Annotated in this window: 15 protein-coding genes; 8 read left to right on the top strand and 7 right to left on the bottom strand. The window is 70.4% G+C overall.

Annotation, left to right across the window (positions count from 1 at the left end; translation table 11 throughout):
- Positions 1-90: 90 nt before the first annotated feature.
- From AB0K35_RS05905 to AB0K35_RS05895, 3 genes are all read right to left on the bottom strand, one after another.
- A complete protein-coding gene (locus tag AB0K35_RS05905) occupies positions 91-1,179 on the bottom strand; it encodes a substrate-binding domain-containing protein (protein WP_238667594.1) in 1,089 nt (362 codons plus the stop codon).
- A 179-nt stretch (positions 1,180-1,358) separates the two neighbouring features.
- Positions 1,359-1,838, bottom strand: coding sequence for a Cys-tRNA(Pro) deacylase (gene ybaK / locus AB0K35_RS05900; RefSeq protein ID WP_238667595.1), 480 nt, complete (start codon positions 1,836-1,838; stop codon positions 1,359-1,361).
- 10 nt (positions 1,839-1,848) lie between these two features.
- Positions 1,849-3,060: a methyltransferase domain-containing protein gene (locus tag AB0K35_RS05895; protein WP_238667596.1), complete on the bottom strand. Its 1,212-nt coding sequence runs from the start codon at positions 3,058-3,060 to the stop codon at positions 1,849-1,851.
- Between the two features lie 259 nt (positions 3,061-3,319).
- Here AB0K35_RS05895 and groES point away from each other — a divergent pair, with 259 nt between their 5' ends.
- The 3 genes from groES to AB0K35_RS05880 all read left to right on the top strand — a co-directional run bounded on the left by groES (position 3,320) and on the right by AB0K35_RS05880 (position 7,213).
- On the top strand, positions 3,320-3,634 hold the full coding sequence (gene groES, locus AB0K35_RS05890) for a co-chaperone GroES (protein ID WP_030330046.1): 315 nt from the start codon (positions 3,320-3,322) through the stop codon (positions 3,632-3,634).
- Between the two features lie 70 nt (positions 3,635-3,704).
- Positions 3,705-5,345, top strand: coding sequence for a chaperonin GroEL (gene groL, locus AB0K35_RS05885; RefSeq protein ID WP_238667598.1), 1,641 nt, complete (start codon positions 3,705-3,707; stop codon positions 5,343-5,345).
- A 134-nt stretch (positions 5,346-5,479) separates the two neighbouring features.
- A complete protein-coding gene (locus AB0K35_RS05880) occupies positions 5,480-7,213 on the top strand; it encodes a molybdopterin-dependent oxidoreductase (protein WP_363883990.1) in 1,734 nt (577 codons plus the stop codon).
- A 572-nt stretch (positions 7,214-7,785) separates the two neighbouring features.
- On the opposite strand, the gene AB0K35_RS05875 is transcribed toward AB0K35_RS05880, so the two are convergent.
- Both AB0K35_RS05875 and AB0K35_RS05870 read right to left on the bottom strand, forming a co-directional pair.
- Positions 7,786-8,349 (bottom strand): hypothetical protein, encoded by a 564-nt coding sequence (locus AB0K35_RS05875; RefSeq protein ID WP_238671723.1) that lies wholly within the window; start codon positions 8,347-8,349, stop codon positions 7,786-7,788.
- Positions 8,350-9,126: 777 nt separating this feature from the next.
- Entirely contained in the window at positions 9,127-9,510 is a 384-nt protein-coding gene (locus AB0K35_RS05870) for a WhiB family transcriptional regulator (RefSeq protein ID WP_091406539.1), read from the bottom strand.
- 253 nt (positions 9,511-9,763) lie between these two features.
- On the opposite strand from AB0K35_RS05870, the gene AB0K35_RS05865 reads away from it, so the two are divergent.
- A complete protein-coding gene (locus AB0K35_RS05865) occupies positions 9,764-10,579 on the top strand; it encodes a response regulator transcription factor (protein ID WP_238667601.1) in 816 nt (271 codons plus the stop codon).
- 264 nt (positions 10,580-10,843) lie between these two features.
- Here AB0K35_RS05865 and AB0K35_RS05860 read toward each other — a convergent pair whose 3' ends face one another.
- On the bottom strand, positions 10,844-11,263 hold the full coding sequence (locus AB0K35_RS05860) for a DUF5319 domain-containing protein (protein ID WP_238667602.1): 420 nt from the start codon (positions 11,261-11,263) through the stop codon (positions 10,844-10,846).
- Between the two features lie 186 nt (positions 11,264-11,449).
- Here AB0K35_RS05860 and guaB point away from each other — a divergent pair, with 186 nt between their 5' ends.
- Entirely contained in the window at positions 11,450-13,012 is a 1,563-nt protein-coding gene (gene guaB / locus AB0K35_RS05855) for an IMP dehydrogenase (RefSeq protein WP_363883987.1), read from the top strand.
- A gap of 30 nt (positions 13,013-13,042) precedes the next feature.
- Positions 13,043-14,161 carry a GuaB3 family IMP dehydrogenase-related protein gene (locus tag AB0K35_RS05850; protein ID WP_238667606.1) on the top strand — a complete coding sequence of 373 codons (1,119 nt, stop codon included), beginning with the start codon at positions 13,043-13,045 and terminating at the stop codon, positions 14,159-14,161.
- Positions 14,162-14,231: 70 nt separating this feature from the next.
- Here the strand turns inward: AB0K35_RS05850 and AB0K35_RS05845 are convergent, their stop codons facing one another.
- Positions 14,232-15,347 (bottom strand): sugar phosphate isomerase/epimerase, encoded by a 1,116-nt coding sequence (locus tag AB0K35_RS05845; protein ID WP_363883985.1) that lies wholly within the window; start codon positions 15,345-15,347, stop codon positions 14,232-14,234.
- A gap of 202 nt (positions 15,348-15,549) precedes the next feature.
- On the opposite strand from AB0K35_RS05845, the gene AB0K35_RS05840 reads away from it, so the two are divergent.
- Together AB0K35_RS05840 and AB0K35_RS05835 are read left to right on the top strand one after the other, a co-directional pair.
- Positions 15,550-16,953, top strand: coding sequence for a M1 family metallopeptidase (locus AB0K35_RS05840; protein ID WP_363883983.1), 1,404 nt, complete (start codon positions 15,550-15,552; stop codon positions 16,951-16,953).
- A 110-nt stretch (positions 16,954-17,063) separates the two neighbouring features.
- On the top strand, positions 17,064-18,521 hold the full coding sequence (locus tag AB0K35_RS05835; RefSeq protein WP_363883981.1) for a M1 family metallopeptidase: 1,458 nt from the start codon (positions 17,064-17,066) through the stop codon (positions 18,519-18,521).
- The last annotated feature ends 7 nt before the right edge of the window (positions 18,522-18,528 follow it).

Below are 18,528 nucleotides of genomic sequence, written 5' to 3'. Positions count from 1 at the left end.
TCGGGGCCCGTCCGGCGGGCGCCGCCCGGCACGGGAGGGTGCTCCCGTGCCGGGCGGCGGTGGTCGTTCCGGCGGGTACTGCGGCGTCGGTCAGCTGATGCCGGCTTCGGCGCAGAACTTGGCGTAGGCCCCGGTGCAGACCTGCTCCTTGGTCGCGTAGCCGTCGGCGATGACGTCCTTGACGTTGTCCTTGTAGATGGCCTTCGGGGTGAGCAGCACCGAGGGGACGTCGCGGTCACCGTCCTTCACCGACTGGCCGGTGTCCTTCTTCTCGCCCTTGGCCAGCGCGATGGCCAGGTCCGCGGCGGCCTTGGCCTCTTCCCGGACCGCCTTGTAGACGGTCATGCACTGGTCACCGGCGAGGATGTTCTGCAGGCCCTCCACGCTGGCGTCCTGGCCGGTCACCGGCACCTTGCCGTTGATCTTGTTCTTCTTCAGGATCGAGATGGCGGCGTTGCCGAGAGTGTCGTTGGCAGCCAGCACGCCGTCGATCTTGCCCTTGGTCGCGGTGAGCTGCTGCTCGAAGATGGTCGCGGCGGTGGGGCCGTCCCAGCCCGGCACGGCGTCGTCCGGGCCCTTGGTGTATTCCTTGGAGTCGAACTTCGGCTTGAGCACCGAGTCGTAGCCAGCCTTGAACAGGGTGGCGTTGTTGTCGGTGGGGGAGCCGTTCAGGTACGCCACGACGGGGTTCTTGGCGCCCTTCTCGGTCAGGCACTTCGCCAGACCCTCGCCCTGGAGCTTCCCGACGGTCTCGTTGTCGAAGCTGACGTAGTACTGGGCGGAGCCGCCGAGGGTGAGCCGGTCGTAGTCGATGGTGGCGACGCCCTGCGACTTGGCCTTGTCGAGCACTGCCTTGCCGGTGCCGGAGTCCAGGTTGACGATCATCAGGGCGGTGACGCCGCTGGTGATCATCTGGTCGGCGATGGTCTGGAAGGCGCTCTTGTCGTTCTGGGCGTTCTGGATGTCGGACTCGACGCCGGCAGCCTTGAACGCCTCCTCCAGGAAGCGGCGGTCCGCCGTCTCCCAGCGGGGGGAGGACTTGCTGTCCGGAAGGATCACGCCGATCTTGGGAGTCTTTTTGGAGTCGGCCGAGCCGGTGCCGGAGTCGTCGCTACAGGCGGTCAAACCGCCGGTCGCGAGCAGGCCCACGGCGGCGATGGTGAGGATCCCCTTACGCATGTGCAGGGTCCTTTCGGAGGTGGGGGAGGTGTTGTTTTGTTGTGTCCGGCAACGTATTTCGCGTCACACCGGCTCCACAAGACCGCGCAGGTGCATAGTTTGTTGGGAGCGATAACAATTCAGCAACGCGACTGTTACTCCCTGGGTATCCCACGGGGAAGTCGACGTAACGACTGTCGTCAGCGGGTCTGCAACGCAGCGGTGCGGGCGTCGGTCAGCGCCACCAGATCCACCGCTGCCAGTTCGAGTTGCAGACCGCGCCGACCAGCCGAGACGTAGATCGTCGGGAGATCCAGCGCGGACTCGTCCAGCACCGTGGGCAACCGTCGACGCTGCCCGAGCGGGCTGATCCCACCTCGTACGTAACCGGTGGCCCGCTCGGCGACCGCCCGGTCGGCCAACGCCGCCCGCTTGCCGCCGACCGCCGCCGCGAGCGCCTTCAGATCCAACTCGCCGGTGACCGGAACGACAGCCACTGTGAGCGCGCCGTCGACAGCGGTCACCAGCGACTTGAACACGCGCTCCGGCGCCACACCGAGCGCCACCGCCACCAACGCGCCGTAGTTCGGGGCGTCCGGCGACACCCGGTACGGATGGGTGCGATGCGCGATCCCGCGCTTGACCAACAGTGCCGTTGCCGGCGTGCCCTGTCCCGCCACAGCGACGAGGCTAGTCGAGACGGTGCTGGTCGACCGGCTGGCCGATCAGCACCGTCGGTGCGCCGTCGACCCGGGTGAGCACCAGGCTCGCCGCCGCGTCCCCGGCCAGCCGCAGGTCCCGCCGGAGCTGCTCCGGGGTGAGCGCCGAACCCCGCTTGAGGATCTCCACCCGGCCCACCCGGCGCTCGCGCAGCAGCGCCCGCAGGCGCTTGAGCGAGAACGGCAGCACGTCGGTGATCTCCAGGCAGCGCGCGTACGGGGTGCGGACCGGCTGGTCGGCGTAGAGATAGGCGATGCTCGGATCGCCGAGGGTGGCGTCCAGTTCGGTGGCCAGTTCGGCGACGAGATGCGCGCGCACCACCGCCGGGTCCGGGTCGTACAGGTAGCGACGCGGCGGCCCGACCGGTGCCTCGGCGGCACCCGAGCCGGTGAGCTGGTGACGGTGGGCCTCGACGCCCCGCTGGCGGTAGAGGGTGGCGCGACGGGGCACCTCCGCCAGCTCACCGCACCAGAGCGCGGCCTCGACCAGGTCCCCATCCACGCCGACCCACTCGGCCTCCGCGCCGGCCGGAATGAGCGCGTGGTCCACGCCCGGCGCGACCTTCACCACTGTGCGCGGCACCCGGTCGGCCAGCCCGGTGACGAAGTCCCACGGCGGCGAGTAGGCGCGCGGGTCGAAGATCCGACGCCCGGTGCCGGTCGTGCGGCGGGCCGGATCGCAGAAGACTCCGTCGACCGCTGACACGTCGAACCCGGTCGCGTCGCCGCACTCGACAGTGAACAGCTCGGCCAGCCCGGCCGCCTCGGCGTTGGCGGCGGCCATCGCCGCGGTCACCGGGTCGGCCTCCACCCCGTACACCCTGATGCCGGCGCGGGCGGCGGCCAGCGCGTCGGCCCCGAGCCCGCACCCGAGGTCGGCCAGGGTGCGCACGCCGGCCGCGTACAACCGGGCCGCCCGACTGTCGGCGACCACCCGGCGGGTGGCCTGCTCCAGGCCGGGACGGGTGAGGAACATCCCAGCGGCGGCCGGGCCGAACTTGCCGACCGCCCGGTGCCGCAGCTCGGCCTGGGTGAGCGCCGCCGCGGCCAACGTCGGCGGCACCCCGGTCGCGCGCAGCGCCGACGCCGCGACCAGTGGATCACCGCCGGCCAGGTCGGCCGCCGCTGTGAGGGCGGCCGACCCCTCAGGGGTACGCAGCGCCGCCAGCTGATCGAGATCCACCCGGCCATTGTCCCGGCCGGCAGGGAAATCCTGGTTGTCGGGGCGCGACGCGCTGGCACTCTCCTTGACGGAGTGCTAGCCACGGAATAACCTGCGATTAGCACTCTCACCCTGAGGGTGCCAGCTTCCGGGTCTCGCGACCCGGGTGCGCACGCCAGGCGGACCGGCACCCGCGACGACGGCACCGCCCGGTGGCATGAGGCAGATTGACGCTGGTCAGCCCCGCTGGCCAGCAACGAAACCAGTACCCCAGGAGGGTATGCCCGTGACTACCGCGACCAAGGTTGCGATCAAGCCGCTCGAGGACCGCATCGTGGTCCAGGCGAATGAGGCTGAGACCACCACGGCGTCGGGCATCGTGATCCCCGACACCGCCAAGGAGAAGCCGCAGGAGGGCACTGTCCTCGCTGTGGGCCCGGGGCGCGTCGACGACAACGGCAACCGGGTTCCGGTTGACGTGCAGGTCGGCGACACCGTCCTCTACTCGAAGTACGGCGGCACCGAGGTCAAGTACGCCGGCGAGGAGTACCTGGTGCTCTCCGCCCGCGACGTCCTCGCGGTCATCGAGAAGTAAGCAACCGATCAGTGCCACTGCCCCGGTCCGGCTCGCCGGGCCGGGGCAATGGCGCTTCGAAGGGACATTAATGGCGAAGATCCTGAGCTTCTCGGACGACGCCCGGCACCTGCTGGAGCACGGTGTCAACGCCCTCGCGGACGCGGTCAAGGTCACCCTCGGCCCGCGCGGGCGCAACGTCGTCCTGGACAAGAAATTCGGTGCGCCGACGATCACCAACGATGGTGTGACCATCGCCAAGGAGATCGAGCTCACCAACCCGTACGAGAACCTTGGCGCGCAGCTGGTCAAGGAGGTGGCGACCAAGACCAACGACGTCGCCGGCGACGGGACCACCACCGCGACGGTGCTGGCCCAGGCGATGGTTCGCGAGGGTTTGCGCAACGTGACCGCCGGGACCAACCCGGCCGGCCTCAAGCGGGGCATCGACGCGGCGGCCATGAAGGTCTCCGAGGCGCTGCTCGGCCGTGCCGCCGAGGTCACCAGCAAGGAGTCGATCGCGAACGTGGCGACCATCTCCGCGCAGGACTCCACGATCGGCGATCTGATCGCCGAGGCGATGGAGCGGGTCGGCCGCGACGGTGTCATCACCGTCGAGGAAGGCTCGATGCTCACCACCGAACTGGACGTGACCGAGGGTCTCCAGTTCGACAAGGGCTTCATCTCGCCGAACTTCGTCACCGACCTGGAGGGTCAGGAGTCCGTCCTTGAGGACGCGTACATCCTGGTCACCACCCAGAAGATCTCGGCGATCGAAGAGCTGCTGCCGCTGCTGGAGAAGGTCCTGCAGAACAGCAAGCCCCTGCTGATCATCGCCGAGGACGTGGACGGCCAGGCGCTCTCCACCCTGGTGGTCAACTCACTGCGCAAGACCCTCAAGGTCTGCGCGGTCAAGGCCCCGGGCTTCGGTGACCGGCGCAAGGCAATGCTCCAGGACATCGCGATCTCCACAGGCGCCGAACTCGTCGCCCCGGAGCTGGGCTACAAGCTCGACCAGGTCGGCCTGGAGGTGCTCGGCACCGCCCGGCGCGTCGTGGTCGACAAGGAGAACACCACGATCGTCGACGGCGGTGGCCAGAAGGCCGACGTCACCGACCGGGTGTCCCAGATCCGCAAGGAGATCGAGGCCTCCGACTCCGACTGGGACCGGGAGAAGCTGGCCGAGCGGCTGGCGAAGCTCTCCGGTGGCATCGCCGTCATCAAGGCTGGCGCGGCGACCGAGGTCGAGATGAAGGAGCGCAAGCACCGCATCGAGGACGCCATCGCGGCGACCAAGGCTGCGGTCGAGGAGGGCACTGTGCCCGGCGGCGGCGCCGCCCTGGTGCAGATCCTCTCGGTGCTCGACGACGACCTGGGCTTCACCGGTGACGAGAAGGTTGGCGTCTCGGTAGTGCGCAAGGCGCTCGTCGAGCCGCTGCGCTGGATCGCCCAGAACGCCGGTCACGACGGTTACGTCGTGACGCAGAAGGTCGCCGACCTCAAGTGGGGCAACGGCCTCGACGCCGCCAAGGGCGAGTACGTCGACCTGGTCAAGGCCGGCATCATCGACCCGGTGAAGGTGACCCGCAACGCGGTCACCAACGCCGCCTCGATCGCCGGTCTGCTGCTCACCACGGAGAGCCTCGTGGTGGAGAAGCCGGAGCAGGCCGAGCCGGCCGCCGCCGGTGGGCACGGCCACGGTCACGGCCACCAGCACGGCCCGGGCTTCTGATCCGGTAGCGACACCCGTTCCGGGGCGCACCGCCGTCAGGCGGTGCGCCCCGGCTCGTTCCTGCGGGCTGGCAGGTCATTACCGAACGCTGACGTTGTTGGCGACCGGGCGAGATGATCGCGCACACTGGGCCGATGAGCACCACGTCACGGCGGTACGCCGCGTTGGCCGGGATCACCGCCGCCGCCGTCGCGATCGGGATCGCCGAACCGGTCGCGGTGTTGACCGGTCCCCGGTCGGCGCCCCTGGTCGCGGTCGGCGGGGTCATCGTCGACGCCGTCCCCGAATCGCTGAAGCAACTCGCCATCGACCTCTTCGGCACCGCCGACAAGATCGCGCTGCTGGTCGGAACTGCCGTGTTGCTGGGAGGCTTCGCCGCGCTCTTCGGCGTCCTGGCGGTCCGCCGGCTGGCACTCGGCCTGGCCGGCATTGCCGCGTTCGGCGCCATCGGCGTGGCCGCCGCGCTGACCCGCTCCGGCGCCGACCTCGCCGACGCGCTGCCGTCAGTGGTCGGCGCCGGTCTTGGCGCACTGGTGCTCTGGTTGTTCATCGGCGGACCTTTCGAGCTGGACCCCTGGTCCTGGTCACCACCCACGCCGACCGCTGGTCCGGTGTCGTCCGCTGGCCCGGTGTCGCCGGCTGGTCCGGTGTCGCCGGCTGGTCCGGTGTCGCCGGCTGGTCCGGTGTCGCCGGTTGGTCCCGGGTCGTCCGCTGATCCCGGGTCGCCCGCAGAGTCGGTGCCGGTGACTCCCGCCGGGCCGACGGCCGCCGCCGAACCGGTCGGGCCCGCCGAAGTGGACCCGGAGTCGCGGCGGCGGTTCCTCACCGGCAGCGGGGTGCTGCTCGGCACCGCCGTGGTGGCCGGCCTCGGTGGGCGCTGGCTGGCAGGGCGGCGCGGCGTGTCCGCAGCCCGCGAAGCGATCCGCCTGCCCGCGCCGGTCGCCCCCGCACCGGCCGTACCGGCGGGCGCGGACCTCTCGTTGACGCAGCTCGCGCCGTACGTCACCCCGAACTTCGGGTTCTACCGGATCGACACCGCGCTGGTGGTGCCCCAGGTCGACCCGGACACCTGGCGGCTGCGGATCCACGGACGGGTCGGCAGGGAACGCACCTACAGCTACGCGGATCTGCTGGCCCGACCGCTGGTCGAGCGGTACGTCACGCTTGCCTGCGTCTCCAACGAGGTGGGCGGGGACCTGATCGGCAATGCCCTATGGCTCGGCGTACCCCTGCGAGAACTGCTGGACGAGGTCGAGCCGGACGACGACGCCGACCAGGTCGTCGGCCGGTCGGTCGACGGCTGGACCTGCGGCACCCCCACCGCCGCGCTGCGCGACGGACGGGACGCGCTGCTGGCCGTAGGGATGAACGGCGAGCCGCTGCCGGTCGAGCACGGCTTCCCGGTCCGAGTGGTGGTGCCGGGCCTCTACGGCTACGTGTCGGCCTGCAAATGGGTGACCGAACTGGAGTTGACCCGATTCGCCGACTTCGACGCGTACTGGGTGCCGCGCGGCTGGTCCCCCCAGGGGCCGATCAAGACCCAGTCGCGGATCGACACGCCCCGGAAACGTAACCGGCTGACCGCCGGCCCGGTGACCGTCGCCGGGGTGGCCTGGGCGCAGCACCGGGGCATCCGCCGAGTCGAGGTACGCGTCGACGACGGCCCGTGGCAGGAAGCCGCGCTGGCCCCGACCGTGTCGGTGGACACCTGGGTGCAATGGTCCTGGCGCTGGGACGCCACACCGGGCGAGCACCGGCTCCAGGTCCGCGCGACGGACGCGACCGGTGAAACCCAAACCGAACGTACGCAGGACGTCGTCCCGGATGGCGCCACCGGCTGGCACACGGTCACCGTCACCGTCCGCTGATCCACGCCATGGCCTCGTCGCCCGGGCTCCGTCCGCGACGTGTGTCCGCGACGTGCTCTGCGCGTTCGTGGGCTGTGCTGGCGGCCTGCCTGGCGTGCTGGTGGGCTGTGTTCGCCACTTGTTCCGCGGGTCGGCGGGCGGTGTCCGCGACCTGCTCCGTGGGGTCGGTCGGTGGGCGGTCTCCGCGACCTGCTCCTGGGTCGGATCGGTGGGTCGTCTCTGCGACCTGCCCTGCGGGTGGGCGGGCTGGTTGGCGACGTGCGTTGCCGGGTTTCCGCGACCTGCTCTGCGGGTGAGCGGGGCTGTTGGCAACCTGCGTTGCCGGGTCCCGCGACTCTCCTTCGGGCCGGCGGGCGGCTGCCTGGTTGACCGGTGGTGTCCCAGACCGTGCATGCAGATCTTGGACACTTTCCGTTCGGCGCGAACGGAAAGTGTCCAAGATCTGCGGGTTCAGGGCAAAGAAAACGCCGCTGGCCGGCACCCCGGGTCGGGGTGCCGGCCAGCGGTCGGTGTCGTGCCGTCGTCCTGCCGTGCTGTGGCGTTGCGAGCTCGTCCTGCTGTGGTGCTGGTGGTCAGCTGTTCCAGTGCTGGCCGACGAGGTCGGTGGCCTGCTGCTCCCACTGGGCGTAGGCGTCCGGGTAGGCCGACACCTGCACGGTCTGCGCGGCGTCGGTCAGGGGCATGTCCTGCCACCCGTCGACCTGCTTCAAACCCTTGAGGAAGGCGGTCGTGGAGTACTCAGGGTTGGTGATCTGCTCCGGGGTGCCCCAACCCGAGCTCGGGCGCTGCTGGAACAGTCCCAGCGAGTCGTGGTCGTTCATGTCGCCGAGGTGGCCGAGGTTCTCCAGCTTCGACTCCTGCAGGCTCGTCGCGATCGAGATCACCGCGGCCCGCTCGGGCAGGCCGGCCTTCTTCGTGGCGGCGATGATCGCCTTCACGTTCGCGGTCTGCTCATCGTTGAGGCTGATGTGGGACTGGTCGCCCTGCGGCTTCGGCGCCGACTGCACGGCCACGGCGGCGGGCTTGGCATCCACGGCCGGGGTGGCGGCGTGGGCGGCGATCGGGCCGGCGAAGACACCACCGGCGAACGCGAGACCAGCAACGGACAGCATGCTCTTACGGAAGATCGTGTTCATGAGGGGTAGCTCCTTCGGGGGTAGGACACCCAACCACCACATGGGGGGCGGCGGCGGGGTGTGAGCACCTCGTCCGGCGCTGCACAAACAAAGGGGAAAAGTCTGGGGGGTGACGTCCATCTGGGCGTCGGGTCGGCGACCTGCCGAGCGGGGGGCTCGTGGCGCCGGGACCCTGTGTAACGACCGGGGGGCCGGGGTCATTCCGGGATTGGCCCACCCGCCGGCACCCTCATCAAGGCGGTACCCGTTGGTCGTTCGTGGGGACTGCAACGACCGGGTGGAGGCTGGCATTCCAGCCTGCGTGACCAGCCCTCAGGGGCGGGCGGCGGGTCGGTGGTACTGCGATCGTCAGGGTATGTAACGACCCCGGCCCCGCCACGATTCCAACCTACGAGTGCGTCCGGTCACCGGACAAAAGCCGCGTACCTCGCAGCAGCTTAAGCCCCGCACCTGGCTCGAATGCCCCATACCCGGCAAAACTCCGCAGCGCGATCTCTCTGCTCGCCCGCGAGACCGGACACTCGGCTTGATCCACTCGGGGTCATTGAAATCGGGGTGTCCGGGCGGGCGGGATGCCCCGACATCAAGGAACCCGTGTTGATCAAGGCATTGTCGGTGGTCCTGGGAAACCGCCTGAGCGACACGAACCGCGCCGTCGGCGGTGGCGCGGGCCCTGGCCGTGGGGGAACCGCATGAACGACACGAAACCCCATGAACGACACGAAACCGCGCCCTCGCTGGGAGGGCGCGGTTCGCAGATGTTGGGGACGCGTCGGGTCAGGCGACGTTGCGTTGGGCCGGGACGGTCGACTTGTGCGGGCGGCCCAGACGGGCCTCCAGCCGCGCGACGTCGACCCGGGCGTGCCGGCGGTCTGCCAGATCCTCCCAGCCGACGGCGAGTAGTCGCAGGCGCTCCGACTCGCTGAAGCCGCCCCACACGCCGTAAGGCTCCCGTACCGACAGGGCGTGGGCGGCGCACTCGGCGCGAACCGGGCAGGCGCGGCAGACCGACTTGGCAGCGGACTCGCGACGCAACCGGGAGGAACCACGCTCACCGTCGGGGTGGAAGAACTGGGCGCTGTCGCGCCCCCGGCAGGCACCGAGTCGCTGCCAGTCCCAGAGATCGACGATGGGTCCGGGCAGTCTACGTACGTTCGACATCAGCACCCCTCCTCCCGCGCGGCTCCGCGAGAATCCTTATGGCCGGCATCCGGGCGGCGGGCCGCGCAGGCGCACCGTTCCCGGCCTGGATCTCCCGGTACCCGGGCTGTCGCCAACTCACACGTCTGTGATCGAAAACGTCCGAGAAATTGCGGCTTTTGCCCTATCTGTCGGAAAAGTTCGAAGGATTGCCGGGAACCCCCTCCCCAGCCGACCTCGTCATGGTCTGCTCGTTGGCGGAGAGGAGACCACAGTGCGTACCGTTCTTGTGTGCGTTCGGACACCACTCGCGGCCCAGCACCTTACTTCTGCTGCCGCGCGGCTGGGGTTGTCCGCGATCGTTCGTACCGCCGTCTCTGATCCAGAGGTGATGCTGCGTCTGGCCGAGCGACCGGCCGACGTGGTCCTGGCCGACACGGCCCTCACCCGGCCGGACAGCGCCGGTTTCGTCCGCCGGGTGTTGGCGCGTGCGCCCCAGGCGGCGGTGCTGCTGCTGGGCACCGAGGAGTCCGAGGCCGCGGCGGCCACCATCAGCGCCGGCGCGCGGGGGCTCATCCAGAATGTCGACCATGACCTGACCAGCGCAGTGGCAAAGGCGCTCCTGCTGCTCACCGCGCCTGGCCGAGCCTCCCGGCAGCGGATCACCGATCCGGCCCGCGACGCGGCGGCGGTGGGTGGCTCCGGCCGCTCCGGGCCGTCGCCACGCGGCTCCGGTGAACCCGGCTGGGCGGCCACAGCAGCCGACGGGCCGGCCGGGGTGGCGTCGGTGCCGGTACAGCGGGGCGACGACGAGGCGGAGGCAGGGACCGGCGAGTCGTCGACCCAGACCGAACCGGGCCGTCCCGCAGCGAACGCCCGACCCAGTCGGGCGTCGATCGGCCTCACCGAGCGTGAGCTTCAGGTGCTGCTCGGCATGGCCGAGGGCAAGAGCAACGCGGAGATCGGCCGGGAGCTGTTCGTCTCGGAGGACACCGTCAAGACGCACGCCCGCCGGTTGTTCCGCAAGCTTGGCGCCCGGGACCGGGCCCACGCGGTGGCAGCGGGTTTCCGCGCCGGTCTGGTGGCCTGACCGACGCACGCCGCGCGACGGCAGGGCAGCCCGGGCGCGCGGCAGCCCGGGTACGCCGCGCGACTAAAGGGCAGGCCGCGCGACTGCAAGGCACCGCTGCGCGACTGCTGAGCCTCCGGGGTGCGCGGCAGCCCGGGTACGCCGCGCGACCGCTGGGCACCGGGGGCGCGACTGCGAGGTACGCCGCGCGACTACAGGGCGGACAGCGCGGCAGCGGAGCATCCGGGGCGCGGGGCAGCGGGGGTGCCCGCCGCCCGGCAGGCGTTACTTGGTGGCGGTCGGGGCGTCCGGCTCGTCCTCGGTGCCCTCGGACAGGGTGTCGTGCACCCCGTCCGCGTACCCCCGGGCGTAGTCCCAGGTCACGTAGTGGTCCGGGTCCGGGTCGTAGGCGGGTTCGTGCACCCGGGGCCGGCCCGAGTTGAGCAGGTGCCGCAGGTTGCCGCGGAGCAGGTCCCAGTCGAAGTAGTGCGGCTCGCGGCAGTCCTCGCATTCGATCACCAGCCCGCGGACCCCGATCGGGGCCAGCAGAGCCTGGTAGATCTCCAGGTCAGCGAGGTCTTCCAGCACATCCTGCCGCTCGACGTCGGTCAGCGGATCCGGCGTCGCGTCATCGCCCGGGTCTTCCAGACCCGCTGTCGGATCGGCCGGGTCGCCATTGAACGGGTCGATGGGCTCGTCGTGCACCCCCTCACCGTAGACCCAACGCGGCGCGAACGTCCGCCCCCCGGCCTCCGCGCCGGCCCGGCCTGCCACGGACGGGTCGCCCAGCTCACTGGGTACGATGAGGCGACGTGCCGGCACCGTGGCGCGCTCCGGTGCCCGCCCGCGCCACCTCGCTGAAGCCCATCCGAGCAGCTCAGGGGAGCAATCGTGGAAAATTCGCCCAGCACCGATCTTCCGGCCGGCGTGGAGCACGCCGACCTGGGCGGCCACCTGCCCGAGCTGCCGGCCGGCTCCGCCCGGGTGGTTCCGCTCGGCCTCACCTTCGACGACGTGCTGCTCCAGCCGGGCGAGTCGGACGTGGTGCCCAGCCGGGTCAACACCCGGACCAAGCTCACCCGCAACATCGAGTTGTCCATTCCGCTGTTGTCCAGCGCGATGGACACGGTGACCGAGGCCCGGATGGCGATCGCCATGGCCCGCCAGGGCGGCATCGGCGTCCTGCACCGCAACCTCTCCCTGGAGGACCAGGCCCTCCAGGTCGACCTGGTGAAGCGCTCCGAGTCGGGCATGATCACCAACCCGGTGACCGCCAGCCCGGATGACACCCTGCGCGAGGTCGACGAGTTGTGCGGGCGTTACCGCATCTCCGGCGTTCCGGTGGTGGACAGCGACGGCCAGCTTGTCGGCATCGTCACCAACCGGGACATGCGTTTCGTCTCCGAGCCGGACACCCCGGTTCGGGAGATCATGACCCACACCCCGCTGGTCACCGCGCGGGTCGGGGTGAGCAAGGACGACGCCCTGGCGTTGCTGCGTCAGCACAAGGTCGAGAAGCTGCCGATCGTCGACGACTCGGGTCGGCTGCGTGGCCTGATCACCGTCAAGGACTTCACCAAGAGCGAGCAGTACCCGGATGCCAGCAAGGACGACGCCGGCCGGCTGCGGGTCGCCGCCGCGATCGGTGTGGGCGAGGACGCGTACAAGCGGGCCCGTGCCCTGGTCGACGCGGGCGTCGACGTGCTGATCGTGGACACCGCGCACGGTCACCAGCGGGCCGTGCTGGACATGGTCCGCAGGCTCAAGGCCGATGTGGCTGTCGACGTCATGGGCGGCAACGTGGCCACGTACGCCGGCGCGAAGGCGCTTGTCGACGCCGGAGCCGACGGCGTCAAGGTGGGCGTGGGGCCGGGCGCGATCTGCACCACCCGGATCGTCGCCGGGGTCGGTGTGCCGCAGGTGACCGCGATCATGGAGGCGGCCCGGGCCGCCCGCCCGGCCGGTGTGCCGGTGATCGGCGACGGCGGCATCCAATATTCTGGCGACATCGCCAAGGCCCTGGTGGCCGGCGCCGACACGGTGATGCTCGGCAGCCTGCTGGCCGGCTGCGAGGAGAGCCCCGGCGAGCTGATCTTCGTCAACGGCAAGCAGTTCAAGACGTACCGCGGGATGGGGTCGCTCGGCGCGATGCAGTCCCGTGGCCAGGCGAAGTCGTACAGCAAGGACCGTTACTTCCAGCAGGACGTGCTCAGCGACGACAAGCTGGTCCCCGAGGGCGTGGAGGGTCAGGTGCCCTACCGGGGGCCGCTGTCCCGGGTCGCCCACCAGCTGGTCGGCGGGCTGCGGCTGGCCATGGGATACGCCGGTGCGGAGAACATCCCCGATCTGCACCGCCGGGGCCAGCTCATCCGGATCACCGCGGCTGGTCTGAAGGAGAGCCACCCGCACGACATCCAGATGACCGTCGAGGCGCCCAACTACCACACCCGCTGACCCAACACCCCCAACCACCTGGAGTCCCCCATGCGTGACGTGGTCGAGATCGGGCTGGGCAAGACCGCGCAGCGCGGCTACCACCTGGACGACATCGCCATCGTGCCGAGCCGCCGCACCCGCGACGTCGACGACGTCTCGACGTCGTGGCAGCTCGACGCGTACCCGTTCGGTATTCCGTGCGTCGGCCACCCCTCCGACGCCACCATGAGCCCGGCCTCGGCGGTGCGGCTCGGTCAGCTCGGCGGCCTTGGCGTGCTCAACGTCGAGGGGCTCTGGACCCGCTACGAGAACCCGACCAAGGTGCTGGACGAGCTGGCCGGCCTCGACGAGGAGGCCCGCGCCACCAAGCGGCTCCAGGAGGTGTACGCCGAGCCGATCCGCCCGGACCTGATCGCGGAGCGGGTGCGCGAGCTGCGCGCCGGTGGCAGCACGGTGGCGGTGCGGGTCTCTCCGCAGCACACCCTCGCGCTGGCGCCGGTGATCCTGGACGCCGGGGTGGACATCCTGGTCATCCAGGGCACCATCGTCTCGGCCGAGCACGTGTCGACCACCGATGAGCCGCTGAACCTCAAGGAGTTCATCGCCGACCTGGACCTGCCGGTGATCGTCGGTGGCTGCACTGACTACAAGACGGCGCTGCACCTGATGCGTACCGGCGCGGCCGGCGTGATCGTGGGTATCGGTGGCGACGAGTGGTCGACCACCGAGTCGGTGCTGGGCATCCGGGTGCCGATGGCCACCGCGATCGCCGACGCCGCGGCGGCCCGCCGTGACTACCTGGATGAGACCGGCGGCCGGTACGTGCACCTGATCGCCGACGGTGACATCCAGACCTCGGGCGACATCGCCAAGGCGCTCGGCTGCGGTGCGGACGCGGTGATGCTCGGTGAGCCGTTGTCGCTCTGCGACGAGGCCCCGGCCGGTGGTGCCTGGTGGCACTCGGCGGCGAGTCACCCGTCGCTGCCCCGGGGTGCGTTCGAGGTCGCCGGTGAGCCGCTCGGGTCGATGGAGCAGTTGCTCTTCGGGCCTGCGGACGAGGCCGACGGCCAGCTCAACCTGTTCGGTGGGCTGCGTCGGGCGATGGCCAAGTGCGGTTACCGCGACCTGAAGGAGTTCCAGAAGGTCGGCCTGGTCCTGGACCGCTGACCGATCGTGAGACGCCGGAAGGCCGGCCCCGCCTGGTGCGGGGCCGGCCTTCGTCGCGTTCAGCGGGGAGTCACTTCTCCACGTAGATGGTCAGGTCGGACATGTTGCGGTAGCTGGTCGCCGCGAAGTCGAGCGACTGGCCTCTGTTGTCCGCGCCGCCGGGGGCGGTGTCCATCTCCCAGTTGGCGTGGTGGAAGTTGCGCTCGCCGATGGTCTGGAAGAACTGCTGGAAGTTGAGGTCGCCGTCGCCGAGCGGGGTCATCTGGTACCCGTTGGGCACGCTGGTGTCCCGGTCGCCGTCCTTGGCGTGGAAGAGCGGGAACCGGGTGGTCCGGTCGGCCACTGTGAGGATCGGGTCGAACAGGTCGGTCACCTCCTGGCCGGCCGGGTTGACGTACTTCTGGTGCTTGTAACGGGCCACGTAGGCCCAGTAGATGTCCAGCTCGAAGAAGACGTACCGCGGGTCGGTGATCTCGAAAAAGTACTCCAGTCGGCGGATGCCGGAGGACCGGGTCTGCCGGCCCTGCGCGTCGCGCGGGCCCCGGTCGATCAGGAAGCTGTACGCGGCGTCGTGGTTGTGCGTGTAGAGCCGCATGCCCCGGGCCTTGGCCTGCCGGCCCAGCTCGTTCCAGATGTCCGCGGCGGCGTCCCACTCGGCCTTGTAGGCGCTGCTGGTCGGGTCGCTGCCGGTGCCGATGTTCTTCATGCCGAGTTCCTCGGCGATGTCCAGCTGTTGCTGGAAGGTGGCTGGCTGGATCGTGGCGTGGGTGCCGTTGGCCACCAGACCGTTGTCGTCGAGGATCTTGCGGATCTCGGCGGGGGTGATCTGCCGGCCCAGGATCTCGGTGCTCTGGGTGTAGCCGGCGAACTCGATCTCCTTGTAGCCGATCTCGGCGAGTCGGGCGAGGACGCGCTCGAAGCCGTACGGCACTCCGCTGTCGTCGGGCGCGGCGGTGATCCGGTCGCGGACGCTGTAGAGGATGATGCCGCGGTTGCGGGCCGGGATCAGCGGCTCCACCCGCAGCTTGCTCGCGTTGCCGGGATTGGCGAGCGCGGGGGTGCCGGTGGCGAGGACGGGTAGGCCCGCCGCGCCGATCGCGGCGGCGGCGCCGGCGGAGGCGGCGAGCAGGGATCGGCGGCTGAGCCGGCCGGTGGGGGTGGCGTCGGGGGCGGTGTGGTCTGGCATGGTTCCACCTTTCGCGACGGTGGTCGGAGACAGACACTAACGTCGGTCTAAGTCGAAAGAAAGGTTCGATCGACGGCAGCTTTTGTTGGATTCGACGAAAGTCACTGATGATCGTCGATACCGGCCGCGCGGCCCGCGATCCTGACTACGCTCGTCCTCACCGGAACGCCGCAGACGGCCGGGTGCGGCAGGAGGGGTGGGCATGGTCCTGACCGGACGGAGACTGCGCGTCGCCGCGCTGACCTGCGCGATCGGGCTGGCCGCCACCGCTTGCACCGGCGACGACCACGACGGCTTCCGGCCCGGTGCCGCCGACGTCGGCGACCCGTACGTGCCGGGGCACGGCAACGGCGGTTACGACGTCGGGCACTACGGCCTCGACGTCCGCTACGACCCGTCAACCGACCGGCTGACCGGTCGAGCCGTCATCACGGCCACCGCCACGCAGGACCTGTCCCGGTTCAACCTGGACCTGGTCGGTCTAAAGGTCAGCGCGGTCAGCGTGGGTGACGCGGCGGCCGAGCACCGGCGCGGCGACGGCGAGCTGGTGGTGACCCCCCGCGACGGACTGCCGCGCGGCCGGCAGTTCACAGTGACCGTCGAGTACGCGGGCGTCCCCACTGCTGTCGACGACGGGGTGTTGGGCAGCGGTGGTTTCCTGCACACCGCCGACGGCGCGGTGGCGCTCGGCCAACCCGATTCGGCAGCCACCTGGTTCCCGGTCAACGACCACCCGTCGGACAAGGCCACCTACGACCTGGCGGTGACCGTCCCGGACGGCCTGGCCGCGTTGGGCAACGGCGTACCCGGGCCGAAGAGCAGCGCCGACGGCTGGACCACCTGGCGCTGGTCGGAGCGCGCCCCGATGGCCAGTTACCTGAGCACGCTCGTGATCGGTGACTACCGGGTGGTGACCGGCACGCACGCCGGCCGACCGATGGTCACGGCGGTGGCCGCGAGCCTTCCGGCGACCGGCGGCGCGGCCACCTCGCTGGCCCGCACCGGCGCGATCGTCGACTTCCTGGCCAGCCGCTTCGGCCCGTACCCGTTCGACTCGTACGGGGGGATCGTGATCGCCGACGAGCGGATCGGGTACGCGCTGGAGACCCAGTCCCGGCCGGTCTACGGGCCTGGCTTCTTCGCGGACGACCGGCCGAACCCGAGCGTCATCGCCCACGAACTGGCGCACCAGTGGTTCGGCGACAGCGTGTCGCTGACCAGGTGGAGCGACATCTGGCTCAACGAGGGCTTCGCCAGCTACGCCGAGTGGTTGTGGGAGGAGCACGACGGCGGCCGGACAGCCCAGCGCAACTTCGAGATCCAGTACGCGGCGACCGACTGGACGCAGCCGTCGGTCGAGCCGGGCCGGGAGCAGATGTTCGGCAGTGCCGTCTACAAGCGCGGGGCGCTCGCCGTGCACGCGTTGCGCCGGACCGTCGGTGACGACCTCTTCTTCCGCATCCTGCGTACCTGGACCACCGAGCGGGCGGCGGGCAACGCGACCACCGCGGACCTCGTCGCGCTGGCCGAGCGGGTCGCCGGGCGGCAACTGCGTCCGCTCTTCGACGCCTGGTTGGTGGGTGGTTCGGCCCCCACACTGCCGTGACCCGGCCCCGCTGCCCGGTCGATATGCTGCCGGCTGCGAACGGCGGGTAGGCGCCCGTTCGCGCGGGACGGCGGAGGCCGTGACCGGCCACCGTGCGGAAAGGGTGTGGGATGCGCGGGACGCGGCACAGACTGCGAGTGGCTGTCGGCCTGCTGGTGACCGGTGCGCTCGCACTGTCCGGATGTGACTCGGCGGGCCCGGAGACGGCCCCACCACCGAGCGCGTCCCCCACTCCGGCACGGACGTTCGCCGCGGGCGCCGACGGGGTCGGCGACGCCTACTTCCCGACCTACGGCAACGGCGGCTACGACGTCGGGCGGTACACGGTGAAGGTGCGCTACGACCCGGCCAGGGACCAGTTGACGGGTACGACAACGGTGCGGGCCACCGCGACCACTGACCTGTCGACGTTCAACCTCGACCTGGCCGGCCTGACCGTCAGCGCGGTCACAGTGGACGGCGCGCCGGCGACCCACAGCCGCAAGCGGAACGAGCTGGTGATCAAGCCGGCTTCCGGCCTCATCAACGGCAACGGGTTCGTCGCCGAGATCACCTACGCGGGCAAGCCGAAGCCGCTGAAGAACGAGACGCTCGGTGACGGTGGCTTCCTGCACACCGCCGACGGTGCCATCGCGCTGGGTCAGCCCGAGTCGGCCAGCACCTGGTTCCCGGTCAACGACCACCCGTCGGACAAGGCTGCCTACGACTTCGAGGTCACCGTTCCGGACGGTCTGACCGCGATCAGCAACGGCGTTCCCGGCGGGAAGACCAGCACCGGCGGTTGGACCACCTGGAAGTGGTCGGAGAAGTCGCCGATGGCCAGCTACCTGAGCACGCTGGTGATCGGCAAGTTCCGGATCACCACCGCCGAGCACAAGGGCCGCCCGGTCTACAACGCGGTCACCACCACGGTGGCCAAGGGGAACGCCGACGCGTCGATCGCGCAGACCGTCGCGGTGGCCGACTACCTGGAGAGTGTGTTCGGGCCGTACCCGTTCGACGCGTACGGCGGGGTGGTGATCTCCGACAGCCGGATCTCCTATGCCCTGGAGACGCAGAGCCGACCGGTCTACGCGGCGAGTTTCTTCCGGCAGGGCGAGAACACCGAGGTCGTCGCCCACGAGTTGGCCCACCAGTGGTTCGGCGACAGTGTCTCGCTGGCCAAGTGGGAGGACATCTGGCTCAACGAGGGCTTCGCGACGTACGCGGAGTGGCTCTGGGCCGAGCACACCGAGGCGTACACCGCCAAGGAGGCTTTCGACACCCGGTACGCCGAGATGTCCGCGCAGGTGTGGAGGACGCCGCCGGGCAAGCCGGGCGTGGACAAGCTGTTCAGCGAGTCGGTCTACCAGCGCGGTGGGATGACACTGCACGCCCTGCGGGTGGCCGTCGGCGACAAGGCGTTCTTCGAGATCGTCAAGACGTGGGCGGCGGAGAAGCGCGACGGCACCGCCACCACCGCCGAGTTCGTGGCGCTGGCCGAGCGGATCTCCGGCAAGCAGCTCGACGCGATCTTCGACGCCTGGCTCTACGGCACCGAGAAGCCCGACCTGCCCAAGCGACTCTGATTGGCGG

The organism is Micromonospora sp. NPDC053740, from assembly GCF_040677775.1.
Classification (GTDB): Bacteria; Actinomycetota; Actinomycetes; order Mycobacteriales; family Micromonosporaceae; genus Micromonospora; species Micromonospora alfalfae.
The sequence above is the reverse complement of the archived record's forward strand: the minus strand, read 5'-3'. Positions and strand labels throughout refer to the sequence as shown.

Coding starts and splice junctions, on each gene's coding strand:
- AB0K35_RS05880 (WP_363883990.1), top strand. CDS start 5,480: ATGAGCACCACGTCACGGCGGTACGCCGCGTTGGCCGGGATCACCGCC.
- groL (WP_238667598.1), top strand. CDS start 3,705: ATGGCGAAGATCCTGAGCTTCTCGGACGACGCCCGGCACCTGCTGGAG.
- AB0K35_RS05870 (WP_091406539.1), bottom strand. CDS start 9,510: ATGTCGAACGTACGTAGACTGCCCGGACCCATCGTCGATCTCTGGGAC.
- AB0K35_RS05845 (WP_363883985.1), bottom strand. CDS start 15,347: ATGCCAGACCACACCGCCCCCGACGCCACCCCCACCGGCCGGCTCAGC.
- groES (WP_030330046.1), top strand. CDS start 3,320: ATGCCCGTGACTACCGCGACCAAGGTTGCGATCAAGCCGCTCGAGGAC.
- AB0K35_RS05835 (WP_363883981.1), top strand. CDS start 17,064: ATGCGCGGGACGCGGCACAGACTGCGAGTGGCTGTCGGCCTGCTGGTG.
- AB0K35_RS05840 (WP_363883983.1), top strand. CDS start 15,550: ATGGTCCTGACCGGACGGAGACTGCGCGTCGCCGCGCTGACCTGCGCG.
- AB0K35_RS05905 (WP_238667594.1), bottom strand. CDS start 1,179: ATGCGTAAGGGGATCCTCACCATCGCCGCCGTGGGCCTGCTCGCGACC.
- AB0K35_RS05875 (WP_238671723.1), bottom strand. CDS start 8,349: ATGAACACGATCTTCCGTAAGAGCATGCTGTCCGTTGCTGGTCTCGCG.
- AB0K35_RS05850 (WP_238667606.1), top strand. CDS start 13,043: ATGCGTGACGTGGTCGAGATCGGGCTGGGCAAGACCGCGCAGCGCGGC.